Below are 14,406 nucleotides of genomic sequence, written 5' to 3' on the forward strand. Positions count from 1 at the left end.
CTCATACCGGGCGTATTCGGGCTTTGCGGCGGTGCCGTCTCCGGGGCCCTCGGCCGCGACTATCGCGGACGAGACTTACGGGACACGCCCTAGCGGCCCGCCGCCGATCACGAGCAGGCGGGAAGTTCGAGGTGTGGCGGCGAGCCGCAGCCGAGACACTGGGGGCGGCGAAGGAGGTTGCGATGAAGCGGCTGGGCGTGGTGGTGCTGGGAGGCGTGCTGCTCCTGGTCGGCATCGCTTTGCTGGTGCTGCCGGGCCCAGGGCTGCTGCTCGTGCTCGCCGGCCTGATCACTCTCGCGTCGGAGTTCCCGAAGCTGGAGCGCTACGTCGACCCGGTCCGCGAGCGCGCCATGAAAGCGGCGGAGGACAGCGTCGCATCGCCGCTGCGCATCGCCGTGTCCGTAACGGCGGGTTTGGCTCTGGTCGCAGCGGGCGTCGTGTGGGGCCTGGTGCGGTGGCTGCCTCTGGCCGGGTGGAGCACCGGTACGAGCCTGATCCTGTCCGGGCTTTTCCTGCTCGGGTTGCTGGCTTGGAGCTGGCGCAACGTTCGCGCTCGTTCCACCGCGGGGAAGCCCAAGAGCTAGCTTCCAAGATCATTCACCCGATAGCGGGGTGCCGACGAGGCGGCCACTTGTTTGCCCTGATCATCGGGCGGATGAATGCCAAACGCCGGCAACAAGGCGCCACTCGAAAGTGTGATCCAGATTGGACCGTTCACGCCAAAGGGTGATTGGCGATTTGGTGTCTGTTGATCGTTTGGATACGGTCTGCCCGGACTTGCGGAAGGTGTGCAAGCCAACACCTTTCTTTCTTGAGATTCGACGAAGGAGACTTTTGTGCTGAAGAAGGCAGGAGCGGCCGTTGCTATTGCGGGCGCATTCCTCGGTTTCGGTTCCACCGCGCTGGCCGACGCCCCCGAGCTGGACATCACCGACCAGCTCGGCATCGCCAACCTGGACGAGTCCGAGGTGCTCAGCGACCTGAACGCCTGCTTCATCGACGTCAACGTCATCGCGGTGCCGGTGCTGTCCGACAACGACAGCGGCCTTTGCGCCAACCCCGACGACGAGTGACGTGAGGCGGCGCCCGTTGTGACGGCGCGCCGTCCTGCGGCCGGGGAACGGAGCTTTGGCGAGGTGCCGGCTCCGTTCCTCCTTCGCAGCACCGGCCGATCGAACGACGGGTTCGCGAGGAGAGATCGTCATGCTGAAAAAGGCTTTTACCGCGGCTGCTGTGGGTGCGGGTTTTCTGATGATGGGCACGCCCGCGCTGGCGACAGAGGGCGGTGCGACGGAGGACATGACAGACCTCGCCCCTGAACACGACCACGACCATCAGGTGGCTCTGGTCGACCTGAAGGACGCCAAACTGCTCGGTGACATCACCGTCTGCCACGTCGACGTGAACGTCCTCGCGGCGCCGGCCTTGTCCAGCAACGACGCCGGACCGTGCGTGAACCCCGACATCGAGGGTGAGCACTTCCACGAGGACGACTCGGAACGCTGAGCCGCACCGATCACGCTTGGTCGAGAAGCCTGCGGACCACGTCCAGCAGCTCGGTCTCCGCGTACGGCTTGGCGAGCAGAACCGCCGTGTCCTCCAGCTCCTCCGCGGTCGTGCAGCCCGATACGTACAGCACGGGCAGAGCAGGCCGGATCCGCCCCACCGTGGCCGCGAGCTCGGGCCCGCCCATCTTCGGCATCACGACATCGGTCACGACGAGGTCGATGTCGTCGTGGGTGTCCATGAGTTTCAGCGCCTGCAGGCCGTTGCGCGCCTCGATCACCGAATACCCGAACCGTTCCAGCGAGTGCCGCGTCACGGCGCGCACCTGGCTGTCGTCCTCCACCAGCAGGATGGTTTCCGAGCCCCGGTGCGGTGACGTTCGCGGCGTGGCTCGGGGGAGCGGTGCGGCGGTCGTCCGCGCACGGGGCAGGTACACGGAGATCGTCGTGCCCGCGCCGGGCGAGCTCGTCAGATCTATCTGACCGCCGCTCTGCTGCACGATGCCGAACACCGTGGCCAGGCCGAGGCCGGTGCCCTTGCCCACGGGTTTCGTGGTGAAGTACGGCTCGAAGATCTGCGCTTGGACCGCCTCGTCCATGCCCGTGCCGGTGTCGCTCACGCTGAGCACCACGTAATCGCCAGGGCCCACACCGACGATGCGACCTGCGTGGCGGGCGTCGAGGTGCACGTTGTCCGTGCTGATGCCGAGCACACCGCCGCCGGGCATCGCGTCACGGGCGTTCGCGGCCAGGTTGAACAGGATCTGCTCGAGCTGCCCCGCGTCCGCCCAGACCGGCGACACGTGCGGGGGCAGGTCCAGTGCCAGCTCCACGTCCTCACCGATCAGGGTCGCGAGCATCGCCTGCACCTCGGTGATCGTCGCGTTGAGGTCCACACACTCGGGGTCCAGCACCTGCTGGCGGGTGAACGCGAGCAGCTGGCGGGTCAGGGTCGCCGCCCGTTCGCCGGCGTGCTGGATGTCCTCGATCTCCGGACGTCGTGGGTCGTCCGGCGAACAGCGCCGCAGGAACGCCTCGCTGTTGCCGTTGATGACTGTCAGGATGTTGTTGAAGTCGTGGGCGATGCCACTGGTGAGACGGCCGATCGCCTCCATCTTCTGCGCGTGCCGCAGCTGTGCCTCCAGCCGTTCGCGCTCGGCGATCTCGTCGACCAGCGCCGCGGTGCGTTCCCGCACCCGGTCCTCCAGCTCGGCGTGGGCCAGCTCCAGTGATCGCCGCGCGTGTTCTGCCTCGGCGAGGGCCTGCCGTTCCCGCTCGAGCATCCTGATGCCGCGCAACGCACTGCTGAGCTGCTGCTGGATCGCCTCGTAGACCCATCCCGGCATCGCGCCCACCTCGAACAGCACGAACCCGAGCTGTTCGTCGAGCCCGAAGAGCGCGGCCGCCACGAAGTTGCCGGGCGCCTGCCGGTCGATCCGGTGGGGCGTGAGCCGGGTGGACCGGAACGTCAGCGCCGTGCGCTCCGGCCGGAGTTCGCCGTTCTCGTACGACATCAGCGGGCGCGCCCGCTCACGGGTCGACTCGAACGTCATCACGTGGCAGCCGGGGATCCCCATCCTGGGCAGCTCGGCCACCAGCGCGTCCGTGAGCTCGGCGACGTCCCGCGCGACGATCAGCCGCTGGCCCGCCTCGCGCACGGTCTGGTCCTGCCGTTCGTGCAGCAGGTACTCGAACGTCCTCTCCCGCTCGACCACGTCGGACACCATCAGCTGCACCCGCAGCCACAGGTCCTCGATCGCGCCCTCGTCGACGCCGCGCGCGACAGCGAACCGGCGCAGGTAGAACAACGGCGCCCACCACGACTGCGCCGCGCATCCGGCGCGGGCGCTGTCACGGAGGTACTCCGCGAACACACCGAGGAAGCCCTCTGGCCGTCCGGCGTCGAGGAACAGGCGGATCAGGCGTTCGGCCCACCCGATCGGCAGCACGGCCGACTTCGGACCGAGCCCTCGGCGCAGGTTCGCGGCGACCGCCTCGGCGGTGTCGTGCTCCGGCACGGCGACCTCGCCGTGTGCCGGTGCGGAGATTCCGTTGCCCGAAGGGATGCAGCCGCACGAGTGGCGGACGACGAGCTCGGTGGGAACGATCTCCAGCTCGGGTACGGGCTCACCCCGGACCAACGCGAGCGCGAGTTCGGCGGCCCGGCGCCCCATCTCGTGGAACGGAGCGCGCACCGTCGTCAGCGCGGGCGTTCCCGCGTCGATGTTGACCCGGCGGTGCACGCCGCCCGAGGCCGGCCGCGCGGGTGCCTGGTAACCGAGATCGTTCGAGCGGATGCACGTGTGGTTGTCGTACCCGACGACCGCCACGTCCTCGGGCGTGCGCAGGCCCGCCTCCTGCACCGCGGTCACGACGCCCAGCGCGAACTCGTCGTTGGCCGCCGCGAAGGCCTCAGGTGGTTCCCCGGCCTCGGCCAGCATCGTGGCGACCGCGTCCGCCGCGGCGGCGGGATCCCACGACGGGGCGGGCGCGGTCACGAGCCCTGGTTCGACGGGCAGACCGTGGCGGGTGAGCGCGTCCACGTAGCCCTGGTAGCGGTCCTGCGCACCGACATGTGCCAGCGGGCCCCGGACGAATCCGATCCGCCGGTGGCCGTGCACCTCGATCAGGTGGCTGACCGCCTGGTCCATGCCACCGCGGTTGTCCATCAGCACCGTCGGCCAGTCCGCCAGGTGCGCCTCGACGCTGACGATGGGGATCGGCGCGTAGCGGTCAGCGAACTCGCGCATCGCGGCCTCGCCGATCTGCTGGCTGATCCGCGTCGTCCAGATGACGAGCGCGTCGATCCGGTCGGGCGCGATGAGGTCGTAGACCGCGTTGGCCTGCCGCTTGTGGCGGTCCGGATGGGCCAGTTCGGTGCCGACGAAGCAGACGAGGTCGCAGCCGCCGGCGGCCACGCCGTCGCTGACGCCTTGCCACTGCTCACCGGCGAGCTCGATGAGCGGGCCTGCCGTGATCATGCCGATGGTGGGCCGCACTGTCTCGACGTCTCCCGCGGACCGTAGTCAGAGCCGGCGTCGAATGATACGGGCGGTGGGGAGCCGACGAAACCCGTCATGATCAGTCCGGCCGTTCCCAGCTGATGCCGATCACACCGGAGCTGATGCCACTCGTCGTCACGTGCACCGCCTCGTCAGTTCTCCGAGGACGTTCCTGCCGCGGCCGGCGGCTCCTGGAACAGGTTCGTCCAGGTCGGCTGGTCCAAGCGGGCCGGACCAGACGTCACGTCCGGCTGGTGCGTCTCGAGGTGACTGAACAGGGTGTCCGGCGCGTACGAGTTCATGGGTGTTTCCGATCGCTTCCAGAAGTGCTGTGGTGTACCGCGTGTTACCCACCGTCGTCCGGATCCAACCCGGTGCCGACGAGCGTTCGGCGGGGAAATTCGCTGTACCTGGTGAAGGAAGGTGCGGACAGTACGAGCATGGAACCTGTCACCAAGCGAAATCGATTCGCGTGGGAGACGGCGTCGCAGAAGCACGTCCGCGAGTACCAGGATCTGCTTGACCAAGCCAAGAGCGGGTCGTCTCTACTCCCGTGCGAACTCGAGCTGTTGCAGCCCGCGCTCACGTCCGCACCCGACGTCGTTCATCTGCAGAGCGGTCACGGACTGGACGACATCGCCCTGGTCGCCGCCGGCGCGAGGTCGGTGCTGGGCGTCGATTTCAGCGAGGTAGCAACGACCGCGGCACAACGCAGGGCGGACGAGCTCGGTGCGGCCTGCCGTTACGTGGTGGCGGAACTGCCGGGTGCTCCGCTGCGTGACGAGTGTGCCGACCTCGTCTACACCGGCAAGGGAGCCTTGATCTGGATGCCTGATCTGCGTGCGTGGGCGAAAGACGCCGCTCGTCTGGTGCGGCCGGGAGGCTTCCTGTTCGTCCACGAGGCACATCCGGCGGTTCCACTGTGGACCTGGGATGAGGACGAGCCCCGGATTCGACCTGATCGTGGGTACTTCGCACGTTCCCACGTCAACGACACCTTCCCCGCGAACGGAGCGGTGGAGTGGCAGGCGAGCCTGGGCGAGATCATCAACGCGGTGATCTCCGCCGGCCTGCGGATCGCGCATGTCGCGGAGTACGCCGAGCCGTTCTGGCGGCCTGACGGCGTCGCGGCGGCCGCGTGGAAAGGGCAACTGCCGAACTCGTTCTCGCTTCTCGCGCAACGGGATTGAGAGGTGGGGAACGTGGCGGTGATCTTGGTGACCGGCATGTCCGGCACGGGGAAGTCGACGGCATTGGGCCGGTTGGAACAGCGGGGACATCGGGGTGGTGGACCCGACCGAGATGGAGCCGCTGCTCCGGTCATCGGCCATCATCGAGATCGACACCCGGAAGCCACTCGCGGAAGTGGTGGACCAACTGGCAGCGCTCGCCGGTCCACCCCAGCACGTTCGGCGCCGCGAGGAACGTCGTGACCGCGACCTCGGTGACCGACGGCTCCATCGCACGGCTGCGTCGGGCGCGAGTATCTTCTACGAGGAGACGCGTCGACGACCTGGACCCGGCTCGATCGGGCTCGGGTCGGTCTCCCAGCCGCCTCCGGACGACCGCGACCAGGTGATCTGGTGCCGCCTCCCGTCAGGCCGGTGGCCGGGGCGGGCGGCCGCGCGGCAGGGGAGAGGTTGGTCGAGGTGACGTACAAGCGCAAATCGGGGTTCGCCGTGCACGGGCGCGGGTTCGGACCTCATGACCACCTGTGCTGGCGGTACCGCGACGAGCACGACTTCCACGACCGGGTCCGCGAGTTCCTGTCCGAAGGGCTGACCCTCGGTTACCAGGTCCGCTACATCGGCACCGGTGATCCCGACGTCCTGGTCCGGGACCTCGACGGGATCGACGGGATCGACGAAGCTCTGAAGGCCGGGACCGCACAGGTCGCCTCGTTGGACACCACCTACCCGGTAGGTGCGGTGATCGACCCCGCGACGCAGGTGCGGGCCTACGCCGCGGCGACGGACGCGGCCCTGGCGGCCGGGTTCGCCGGGTTGCGCGTGGCGGCCGACTGCACCTCGCTGGTGCGCACCCCGGAACAGCTGGACGCCTTCTCCCGATACGAGCACCGGATCGACCGGTACATGGTCGACCGGCCGTTCTCGGCGATGTGCGCCTACTCCGCCGACAAGGTCGACGACCACGCGTTCGCGCAGCTGGCCTGCCTGCACCCCAACGCCAACACCGCTTCTCCCGGCTTCCGGTTGCACGCCGCTGACGACGAGACCACCGCCTTCGCCGGCGAGGTGGACCAGTTCAGCGAGGACCTGTTCGCCCTCGCGCTGCACCGCGCCGACCTCCGGCCCCACGGCGGGCAGCTGGTGTTCGACGCCACCGGCCTCACCTTCCTCGACCACCGCAACCTGCTGCGCCTGTCCCGGCACGCCGCCGACCAGGACGCCTCCGTCGTGCTGCGCACCTCCTGGCCCGGCGCGTCCAAACTGGTGAACCTGCTCGAGATCACCAACGTCCGAGTGGAGAGCGCCGCATGACGATCACCGACCTTCCCCCTCTGGGAGATTTCGTCCACCCCGCGGTGTTCTACGCCTCCGACGAGGAGTACCTGGAACTGCTGGTGCCCTTCATCGTGGAAGGGCTGGAACAGGACCACCCGGTCGCCGCCTCCGTGCCCGCCCGGCAACTGCGGCTGCTGCGCGACGGCCTCGGCTCCGCCGCCGGTGACGTGCTGCTGCTCGACATGGAGGTGGAGGGCCGCAACCCGGGCCGGATCATCCCCGCCGTGCTGCGCCGGTTCGCCGACAGCCACCGCGGCAAGCACGTCCGCATCATCGGTGAACCGATCTGGGCCGGCCGCACCGAACTCGAGTACCCGGCCTGCGCCCAGCACGAAGCCCTGATCAACATCGCCTTCGCGGGGCGCAACGTGACCATCGCCTGCCCCTACGACACCGCCTCGCTCGACGAGCACGTCGTGACCGACGCGCTGGCCACCCACCCGCTGGTGTGGAAGACCAGCGGCCGCCACGGCAGCGACCACTACGCCCCCGACGCCGTCGTCCACCGCTACAACCAGCCCTTCGACGTCTCCCCGGACGCGGTCACGCTCCAGATCACCACCTCCGCCGGCGTCCGCGACGCCCGCCGCTTCGCCACCGAGCACGCCGGCCACCTCGGCCTGTCCGGCACGCGCGCCGCCGACCTCGCTCTGATCACCACGGAACTCGTCGCCAACAGCCTCCGGCACGCCGGAGGCGCCTGCCTGTTGAGCGTCTGGCAGGACGGCACCTACCTCGTCTGCACGGTGCAGGACGACGGCCACCTCACCGACCCTCTGGCCGGCCGCCGCCCCGCCACCCTCGAGCAGGAGGGCGGTCGCGGCCTGCTGCTGATCAACCAGCTCGCTGACCTGGTGCGCGTCCACACCGTCCCGTACGGGACGACCACGCACGTCTTCCTGCGCATCGTCTCCTGAAGACCGGGCTCAGCAGCGCGGCAGCACGCCCACGAGCGACGTGATGATCGCGCGCCGCAGGGCTGTCCGCAGGTCGATGCGGTGGACCGCCAGTGCCGGCTCGGACTCGTAGACGGCGAGCAGGCTCGGCGGCGGCGAGGTGTAGGCGGACAGTGCGCCGGCCGTCAGCAGGACGGTCAGGCAGAACTCTTCGGCGTGGTCGCCGACCTCGGGCAGGTACCGCCGCACGAGGCCGGCCATCACCGCGAGGTTGCTCAGTGAGGCCTGCTTGTGCCGGCGGACCACGTCGACCGAGACGTTGTGCTCGAGCACTCCGCCCTGCGCGCCGTAGAGGTCGCAGAGCGCCGTCTGGGCGGCGAGCGACCGGCTGAGCACGTCGGCCGTCTGCTCTGCTCGTGGCACCGCGGGTTGCCCGAGGTCGACGCCGCTCGCCAGGTCCTGTTCCAGTTCGGCCAGCCAGGTCGCCGTCCGGTCGTCCATCAGGTCGAGCAGCACCGCCTCGCGGGACTCGAAGTAGCGCAGCACCGCCGTCTTGGCCAGGCCGACCCGCCGGCTCAGCTCGTTCAAGGTCACCTCGGCCACCGGCATCTCGTTCAGCATCGCCGAGGTCGTCTCGAGGATCGCCCGGCGCCGGACCTCCCGCTGCTCTTCGGTGCGCGCCCGCTGGAACGTCATGACGTAGATCCTAGCTTGGGTACCGCCGGTACCTTGACAGTGTACCGGCGGTACATTACCGTTCGAGGCGTAAGTTACCGGCGGTACATTAGGAGATCGTGATGAAGTGGACCGAGCAGCAGATCCCGCGCCAGGACGGCAGGGTGGCCGTGATCACCGGAGCCAACACCGGACTGGGCTTCGAGACCGCCCGGCGGCTCGCCGAACGCGGCGCGACGGTCGTGCTGGCCGTGCGCGACACCGAGAAGGGCGAGCTGGCCGCCGCCCGGATCAACGGTGATGTTTCCGTGCGGGAACTCGACCTGACCTCGCTGGAATCGGTGCACGCCGCCGCGGCCGACCTGCGTGCCACCCACCCGCGGATCGACCTGCTGATCAACAACGCCGGCGTGATGTACACCCCGAAGCAGACCACCCGCGACGGCTTCGAGATGCAGTTCGGCACCAACCACCTGGGCCACTTCGCGCTCACCGGCCTGCTGCTCGACCACCTGCTGCCGGTGCCCGGCTCACGGGTCGTCACGGTCAGCAGCACCGGTCACCGCATCAACGCCGCCATCCACTTCGACGACCTGCAGTGGGAACGTTCCTACAGCCGGTCCGCCGCCTACGGCCAGTCGAAGCTCGCCAACCTGATGTTCACCTACGAGTTGCAGCGCCGGCTCGCCGCGCACGGCACCACCGCCGCGGTGGCGGCGCATCCCGGTATCTCCAACACCGAACTGGCCCGCAACACCTCGCCGGTCGCCCGCCGGTTGATCACCTGGCTCGCTCCGGTGATCACCCAGCCCGCGACGGCGGGCGCGCTTCCCACGCTGCGGGCCGCCACCGACCCGTCCGTCCTCGGCGGGCAGTACTACGGGCCCGACGGTCTCGCCGAGCGGCGCGGCCACCCGCGGCTGGTCACGTCCAGCCCCGACTCCTACGACCTGACCGTGCAGCAACGCCTCTGGGCCGTCTCGGAAGACCTCACCGGCGTGCGGTTCCCGGTAAATCAGGCGGTCGCCACGGCGTGAGCTTCACGCCGTCACTCGGCGGACTTCCGGTAGATCAGGCGGATGTTCTGCGGGCCGGCCGAGGCGCGCCGGCGTTCGAAGAGCTCGTCCAGCAGAGCGACGACCGGGCGGCGGCGATGCCGGGTGAACACGGGGCGCCAGAGGAACAGGACGAGTTCCCCGCCTGGCCGAAGTACCCGGTGCGCCTCGCGAATGGCCGCCAGCGGGTCGGGCATCTCCTCGAGGCTGTAACCGTAGAACAGGGTGTCGGCCTGGTCGTCGGCCAGCGGAAGCTTGCAGCCGTCACCGGCCAGGTAGGACGTTCGCGCACCGGGCACGCCGTCCAGCCGGTGCCGCAGCGATCGCATGGCCGACGGTGACGGGTCGAGGGCGATCAGGCTGTTCTCGCTGCCCAGGTGGGTCTTGAGTGCCGTGGTGTAGAAGCCGCCTCCGCTGCCGACCTCGAGGCAGACCGTGCCGGGGCGGCGGTTGATCACGCGCAGGTCGTGGCGGGGCAGGTCCCAGCCGAGGAGCATGCGCAGGACCGGGCTGCTGATCAACCGGTACAGGCGATCGGGTGTGCGCCAGCCGCCGCTGACACCCGGCTGGGCCGGACGTGTCGTGCTGGTCTTGAGATCAAGCTCGGTCATCGTTGTGTGATTCCTTCGTTGTGGGCAGGGCACGTGCCGCGGCGACGGTGGCGAGGACGAACAGGACGGCACCGACCACCATGGCGGCTCGCAGGCCGGTCACGAACGCGGCACGGGCCAGTTCGAGCAGCTGAGAACCCGCTTCGGGCGGCAGTTCGGCGGCGGCGGCCGTCGCCTCGGTGAGGCCGTCGCGCGCTTGTGCCGCCGCGCCGGGAAGACTGGCCGTGTAGATCAGGGTGGCGACGCTGCCCAGGACCGTGACACCGAGCCCGGCGCCGAGTTCGTAGGCGGTCTCCTCCACGGCGGCTGCCGCGCCCGCCTGCTCGGCCGGTGCGGCGGCCAGCAAGGCGTCGGAGGCGGCGGTGAGCGAGATCGAGACGCCGAACCCGGTCACCGCCAGCACCGGCCCGAGCAGCCACAGGTTCTCGGTCACCGTCAGACCGGCGGCGGCGGCTGACAGGGCCACCGCGCTGACCGCGAACCCGGCGACCGTCAGCCGGCGATTCCCGAACCGCTGCAGCAACGGCCCGGCGACGACGCTGCCGATGACCGCCGACGCCATGACGAACATCAGTCGCAACGCGGCGGGCATGGGCTGCAGGGCGAGTACGAGCTGGAGGTACTGGGCGAACAGCAGGCCCAGGCCGACCAGCGAGGTCATGACCAGCAGGACGCTGCCCACCGCGACGCTGAACGCGCGGTCGCGGAACAGCGTCACGTCGAGCAGCGGAACAGGCAGTTTTCGCTGCCGCCGGACGAACGCCAGCAGCAACAGGCCTCCGAGCAGCCCGGCGACCGGGCCGAGCACGTACATCGCCCCGCCGTGCGGGGTCTGCTTGACCGCGAAGGCGAGCCCGATGACGCCCAGTCCGGCCAGCACCGCGCTGAACACGTCCCACGGCCCGTCCGGCGGGTCCGCCGACTCCGGGATCAGCCAGTAGGTCAGCGGAATCGCCAGGACCATCACCGGCACGTTGATCAGGAACGCGGCGTGCCAGGAGAACGTCTCCACCAGGAAGCCACCGAGCAGCGGCCCGAGCACCGCCCCCGAACCGGCCACTCCACTCCAGATGCCGATGGCCGTCTGGCGTTCGGCGCGGTCGGGAAACGCCTGGCGCAACAGCGACAGCGTGGCCGGCATGATCATCGCGCCGCCGACGCCGAGCACGGCCCGCGCGGCGATCAGCACCGCGACGTTGGGTGCCCACGCGCAGGCGAGCGAGGCCAGCCCGAACACGACGTACCCGAGCACCAGAATCCGTCGCCGGCCGTAACGATCACCCAACGTGCCGAAGGCGAGCAGCAGGGGCGCCGCGACCAGCGAGTAGACCGCGATGATCCACAGCTGGCTGGTGGCGGTGGGCCGCAGGTCCTCCGACAACGCGGGCAAGGCCATGTGCAGCACGGTCGCGTCCACGGACACCAGCAGCAGACTGGCACACAAGATCGCCAGCACGAGCCAGCGCCTGCCGACCAGCACTCGGGGAGGAACGGTCACAACCAGTTGACCTTACGCAGAGGGCGATGCACGGTTCTACTCTGGCCAATTCCGGTCCGCGGCACGTCATCTTTCAGGCGCTTGTGAATCATCCTGTGGTAGTAGAACCGCAGGTCCGGCTGGCCATGCCCACGGTAGCCGAAGGCCGGTGCCGGTCGCCGGGAGTCGGTGCTGAAAGTCAGCGACGATCGCCTGGGCCCGCCCGTCCGCGCGGTCGGCACCTGTGGGGCCTCGTGGGGTGACTGCGGTCATGAGAGCGCTTCCAAGACTTCAGCCGGCGTGCAGTGCTCGTTCAACACTTCGCCCGGCCGGGTTGGCAGGCTGTCTTCGCACCGGACCGCCGCCAGGGGAGCAGGACGACATGACACAGGATTCCGCGACACCCGCTCTGGGGCGCCGCACGTTGCTGCAGGCGGCTTTCGCGGCACCGGCCGCGGCCGCGCTGCTGGGGGCACCCGCGGCCGAGGCGGCACCGTCCACGGACGACTCGCGGTTCACGATCGCCGTGCTGCCCGACACGCAGTACCTCCTGGACGAGGGCGGCTCGGACCCGGAACCTGTGCGGGAAGCGTTGCGCGCCCTCGCGAGACGCCGCCGCGAAGCGAACATCGTGTTCATGGCGCACCTGGGTGACGTGACGGAGCACGGCACCGAGCACGAGATGCGGCTCGCCGACTCGGTCTTCGGTGCCATCGGCAACCAGGTGCCCTACAGCGTGCTGGCCGGCAACCACGACGTGCGGGGCGACGACCAGCGCGGCCCCACGCCGTACTCGCGGACGTTCGGGCCTGATCGGTTCGCCCGGATGAAGACGTTCGGTGGTTTCGCGCCCGACGGCTACAACAGCTTCCACGTGATCACCGCGGGCGGCCGGCGCTGGCTGCTGCTCGCACTGGACTGGCGCGTGTCGGACAAGGGAATCCAGTGGGCACAACAGGTTCTCGACGAGCACCGCACGCTGCCCACGATCCTCACCACCCACGACCTCGTCGCCGGCTCGCCGCAGGCCGAGCTGTCCGCGCACGGGAAACACCTGTGGGACAACCTGATCCGGCGCAACGACCAGATCTTCCTCACCCTCAACGGTCACTACTGGCCGTCCGGGCGGGTCACGCTCACCAACGACCACGGCAACCCGGTGCACTCGCACATCACCAACTACCAGGAGCGCTACTACGGCGGCGCGGGCATGGTCCGGTTCTACTCGTTCGACCTGGCCCGCAACGTGATCGACGTCGAGACCTTCTCGCCGTGGCTGCTGACCCGCCGCGACACCCTCCCGGAAGCCGAGACGGCACAACTGAGCGGTGAGAACGACAGGTTCACCGTCGAGATCGACTTCCGCCGCCGCTTCGCCGGCTTCGCCCCACCCGCGCTCCCGGATCCCCGGCCCGCACGCGCCGTGCTGGTCCGCGGCACGGCCGCGTACTGGCGCTTCGACCAGGAGGGCCTCCCCGTCGCGGCACCCGGCCCTGTTCCGCCCGGCACCGTCGCGCGCGACCTCACCGGTCACGGCAACGACCTCACCGTCCAGCACCTGCACGCCGGCGGACCTGACGTCCTGACGTGGTCACGCGACCACCACGACGCCCAGCCCGCCCACGCCAGCCTCTCGTTCGCCGGCGGCAAGGGCCCGGACCGCGGCGCCGTCCTGCGCACCTCGGCGGCCGCGCCGCTCAACAGCATGAAGTTCGAGTCCGGCTACACCATCGAGACGTTCCTCAAGCTCCCCAGCCCGTTCGTCGGAGACCACGCCTTCATGGGCGTGCTGAGCTGGGAAGGCCGCGCGGGCGACGCCGGCAAGCACAGCGGCTGGTCCGACGACGAACCGACCTGCAGCCTCAACGTCTCCGGCGAACGCTTCCTCCAGTTCGTCGTCTACCCGGTCCCGGGCGACGCCGATCCCACCTCCTGGAGCCATGCGATCCCGACCGGTCGCTGGACCCACGTCGCCGTCGTCAACGACGGTCGCCGCACCACCATGTACGTCGACGGCGCCAAGATCGCCCGCAACGCCGCAGAGGACTCCCGCGGCATCACCACCCAGGGCAGGCCCTTCGTCATCGGAGCCACCCAGTTCGCCCTGCGCTACGGGCAGGGCTTCTACGGCGCGATCGGTGACACGCGGATCGTCAGCAGGCCTCTGCGGCACAACGAGTTCCTCACCGCACGCGTCAGCACCTGACCGGTGCGGCGAGCCGCGGCAATGCTTTCGGCTTAAATTGATCTGGTGACCGCTACGAACTCCGCGCCGCCGCGGTCGATCGCCGAGCTGGCCGCCACGTCGCAGGCCTGGAAGATCGATCTGGGTGACTTCGGCAGGTGGCTCACCGCCGAGCGACTGGTCCGAGTGGACGGACAGCAGTGGCGGATCGGCCTGACCCCGGTGAACAGCAAGGTCGTCGCGCTGGTGCTGTGGCGAGAAGAAACGGTCGTGGAACACCTCCGCGGTTCGGAGGCGGAGATGTGCGCTCGAGCTCATCGGTGGGCGGCGAGCGTTCACGAGCGATCACTAGGCGCCTTCCGATCCGCCCAGTAGCAGCCCTGGGTCCGGCCCCTTTCGACCGCAGTTCCCGCTCGTGAGGCACGCGACTGAAAGCGTCACTCGGACGTTGATGTAATCTGGATGTTCACAACAT

The 14,406-nt window shown here is 69.4% G+C and carries 15 protein-coding genes; 9 read left to right on the forward strand and 6 right to left on the reverse strand.

Annotated elements, in window-relative coordinates; all coding sequences use genetic code 11:
• Positions 1–182: 182 nt before the first annotated feature.
• From AB0M48_RS35565 to AB0M48_RS35575, 3 genes are all read left to right on the forward strand, one after another.
• On the forward strand, positions 183–584 hold the full coding sequence (locus AB0M48_RS35565; protein ID WP_363850326.1) for a PGPGW domain-containing protein: 402 nt from the start codon (positions 183–185) through the stop codon (positions 582–584).
• 252 nt (positions 585–836) lie between these two features.
• The gene (locus AB0M48_RS35570) at positions 837–1,073 is read left to right on the forward strand and encodes a hypothetical protein (protein WP_363850329.1); all 237 of its coding nucleotides are present in this window, start codon (positions 837–839) and stop codon (positions 1,071–1,073) included.
• Positions 1,074–1,203: 130 nt separating this feature from the next.
• Entirely contained in the window at positions 1,204–1,506 is a 303-nt protein-coding gene (locus AB0M48_RS35575; RefSeq protein WP_363850332.1) for a hypothetical protein, read from the forward strand.
• A 10-nt stretch (positions 1,507–1,516) separates the two neighbouring features.
• Here the strand turns inward: AB0M48_RS35575 and AB0M48_RS35580 are convergent, their stop codons facing one another.
• Together AB0M48_RS35580 and AB0M48_RS35585 are read right to left on the reverse strand one after the other, a co-directional pair.
• Positions 1,517–4,504 carry a substrate-binding domain-containing protein gene (locus AB0M48_RS35580; protein ID WP_363850335.1) on the reverse strand — a complete coding sequence of 996 codons (2,988 nt, stop codon included), beginning with the start codon at positions 4,502–4,504 and terminating at the stop codon, positions 1,517–1,519.
• A gap of 155 nt (positions 4,505–4,659) precedes the next feature.
• Positions 4,660–4,809 (reverse strand): hypothetical protein, encoded by a 150-nt coding sequence (locus AB0M48_RS35585; RefSeq protein ID WP_363850338.1) that lies wholly within the window; start codon positions 4,807–4,809, stop codon positions 4,660–4,662.
• Positions 4,810–4,947: 138 nt separating this feature from the next.
• Between AB0M48_RS35585 and AB0M48_RS35590 the strand changes: the two genes are divergently transcribed.
• The gene (locus AB0M48_RS35590) at positions 4,948–5,697 is read left to right on the forward strand and encodes a class I SAM-dependent methyltransferase (protein ID WP_363850341.1); all 750 of its coding nucleotides are present in this window, start codon (positions 4,948–4,950) and stop codon (positions 5,695–5,697) included.
• A 130-nt stretch (positions 5,698–5,827) separates the two neighbouring features.
• Here the strand turns inward: AB0M48_RS35590 and AB0M48_RS35595 are convergent, their stop codons facing one another.
• Entirely contained in the window at positions 5,828–5,968 is a 141-nt protein-coding gene (locus AB0M48_RS35595) for a hypothetical protein (protein WP_363850344.1), read from the reverse strand.
• 122 nt (positions 5,969–6,090) lie between these two features.
• Here AB0M48_RS35595 and AB0M48_RS35600 point away from each other — a divergent pair, with 122 nt between their 5' ends.
• Positions 6,091–7,008 (forward strand): MEDS domain-containing protein, encoded by a 918-nt coding sequence (locus tag AB0M48_RS35600; protein WP_363850347.1) that lies wholly within the window; start codon positions 6,091–6,093, stop codon positions 7,006–7,008.
• The gene (locus tag AB0M48_RS35605) at positions 7,005–7,949 is read left to right on the forward strand and encodes a sensor histidine kinase (protein ID WP_363850349.1); all 945 of its coding nucleotides are present in this window, start codon (positions 7,005–7,007) and stop codon (positions 7,947–7,949) included. The genes AB0M48_RS35600 and AB0M48_RS35605 overlap by 4 nt, the downstream gene beginning before the upstream one ends.
• Before the next feature lie 9 nt (positions 7,950–7,958).
• Here AB0M48_RS35605 and AB0M48_RS35610 read toward each other — a convergent pair whose 3' ends face one another.
• Entirely contained in the window at positions 7,959–8,624 is a 666-nt protein-coding gene (locus AB0M48_RS35610) for a TetR family transcriptional regulator (RefSeq protein WP_363850353.1), read from the reverse strand.
• A gap of 95 nt (positions 8,625–8,719) precedes the next feature.
• Between AB0M48_RS35610 and AB0M48_RS35615 the strand changes: the two genes are divergently transcribed.
• Complete coding sequence (locus AB0M48_RS35615) at positions 8,720–9,640, forward strand: SDR family NAD(P)-dependent oxidoreductase (RefSeq protein ID WP_363850774.1); 921 nt, start codon at positions 8,720–8,722, stop codon at positions 9,638–9,640.
• 11 nt (positions 9,641–9,651) lie between these two features.
• On the opposite strand, the gene AB0M48_RS35620 is transcribed toward AB0M48_RS35615, so the two are convergent.
• The gene (locus AB0M48_RS35620) at positions 9,652–10,269 is read right to left on the reverse strand and encodes a class I SAM-dependent methyltransferase (protein ID WP_363850356.1); all 618 of its coding nucleotides are present in this window, start codon (positions 10,267–10,269) and stop codon (positions 9,652–9,654) included.
• Complete coding sequence (locus tag AB0M48_RS35625) at positions 10,256–11,767, reverse strand: MFS transporter (protein ID WP_363850359.1); 1,512 nt, start codon at positions 11,765–11,767, stop codon at positions 10,256–10,258. The genes AB0M48_RS35620 and AB0M48_RS35625 overlap by 14 nt, the downstream gene beginning before the upstream one ends.
• Positions 11,768–12,128: 361 nt before the next feature.
• Here AB0M48_RS35625 and AB0M48_RS35630 point away from each other — a divergent pair, with 361 nt between their 5' ends.
• Together AB0M48_RS35630 and AB0M48_RS35635 are read left to right on the forward strand one after the other, a co-directional pair.
• The gene (locus tag AB0M48_RS35630) at positions 12,129–13,952 is read left to right on the forward strand and encodes a LamG-like jellyroll fold domain-containing protein (RefSeq protein ID WP_363850361.1); all 1,824 of its coding nucleotides are present in this window, start codon (positions 12,129–12,131) and stop codon (positions 13,950–13,952) included.
• A 45-nt stretch (positions 13,953–13,997) separates the two neighbouring features.
• Positions 13,998–14,306 carry a hypothetical protein gene (locus AB0M48_RS35635; RefSeq protein ID WP_363850364.1) on the forward strand — a complete coding sequence of 103 codons (309 nt, stop codon included), beginning with the start codon at positions 13,998–14,000 and terminating at the stop codon, positions 14,304–14,306.
• Positions 14,307–14,406: the final 100 nt, after the last annotated feature.

The organism is Lentzea sp. NPDC051208 (assembly GCF_040682435.1).
Lineage (GTDB): Bacteria > Actinomycetota > Actinomycetes > Mycobacteriales > Pseudonocardiaceae > Lentzea > Lentzea kristufekii.